The organism is Vibrio sp. 704 (genome assembly GCF_033339295.1).
The window spans coordinates 1-743 of record NZ_JAWOUH010000380.1; the positions used below are offsets into that span (position 1 = coordinate 1).

2 protein-coding genes are annotated in these 743 nt (G+C 48.0%); both read left to right on the forward strand.

Annotated features, from left to right (window positions below; genetic code table 11):
- A partial coding sequence (locus tag R7R24_RS26595; protein ID WP_318120101.1) for a DNA starvation/stationary phase protection protein occupies nucleotides 1-428 on the forward strand: 428 nt, incomplete at its 5' end.
- Between the two features lie 126 nt (nucleotides 429-554).
- Nucleotides 555-743, forward strand: a 189-nt coding sequence (locus R7R24_RS26600; RefSeq protein ID WP_318120102.1) for a hypothetical protein, incomplete at its 3' end; no start/stop codon positions are given.

The following is a 743-nucleotide window of genomic DNA, read 5'->3' on the forward strand; positions in this document are numbered from 1 at the left end:
GCACCGCAGAGGGCTTGAAGCAGCTCTTGGCAGATTCTTACACGCTCTATCTGCAAACGCACAACTTCCACTGGAATGTGGAAGGCCCGAACTTCAGAGAACTGCATCTCATGTTCGAAGAACACTATACCGAACTTGCGACGGCTGTAGACGAGATTGCCGAGCGCATACGCACACTGGACGTTCCCGCACCCGGCACGTTTAAAGAGTTCGCCAAACTCAGTGTGATTGAAGAGGTTGAAGGCGTTCCGAGCGCGACGGAAATGGTCGACATACTCACGCACAATCACGAACAAGTCGTAAAGACCGCACGTAAAGTGTTAAAGCTAGCCCAACAAGCGGATGACGAATCTAGCGTGGCGTTGGTGTCGGACAGAATGCGCATCCATGAAAAAACAGCATGGATGTTACGATCGCTGCAGAAATAACGCCGAGCGAAACGACCTAAGGATAATGCTCTGTATTAAAACATCACTAATTAATAACGGATGCCCGTGTTTGTTCACCAGTTGTACCGACTAGCACTCGCAAAACGCAAGAATGGGAGAATTAACATGACACAACAAAATGCGCATTCCACAGGCAAATGCCCCGTAATGCATGGCTCCATGACCACCAATGACAGAACAGAAAAGAACTGGTGGCCGAAGTCGCTCAACCTAGACATTTTGCATCAACACGACGCTAAAACAAATCCAATGCCGAGTGATTTTGATTACCAAGAAGAAGTCAAAAAACTCGAT